This window comes from Stenotrophomonas maltophilia group sp. RNC7, from assembly GCF_030910085.1.
Classification (GTDB): Bacteria; Pseudomonadota; Gammaproteobacteria; order Xanthomonadales; family Xanthomonadaceae; genus Stenotrophomonas; species Stenotrophomonas sepilia.
Window position 1 is genome coordinate 1 of record NZ_JAVFVN010000602.1, and the last position, 354, is coordinate 354.

The window sequence follows — 354 nt, forward strand, 5'->3', positions numbered from 1 at the left end:
TGGAAGCCATACCGGCCGCGTTCTCCGAGCACCTCGCCCTGGCGATGCTGATCGACGTCCCGGCCGACGCCGTGCGCGGACCCGCCCCCCTGGTAGGTGCGGGCCGGTGGTCCGCACCCTTAGCGCCGGCCCCCGCCTGGCCCCCCCAAAAACACGGCCAGAACCACATAATACCCACCCTCCCCATTTTTCAGGCGGTTGCCGACCCCATCAAACCCCCCCCCGTAAAAGTGCATCCCCCCCAGGCGACCACCCAGCACCCCATCCCCACCCACAGCAAACCCAGCACGTGCTCGTGCACCCGCACCAACCCCCCCACCCCCGCCACCCCCCGCACCAAGCAGATAAAGATGC

1 pseudogene is annotated in these 354 nt (G+C 68.9%); it reads left to right on the forward strand.

Annotation, left to right across the window (positions count from 1 at the left end):
* Window positions 1-77, forward strand: a pseudogene (locus RCF13_RS11660) (EEP domain-containing protein); the annotation flags it as partial.
* Window positions 78-354: the final 277 nt, after the last annotated feature.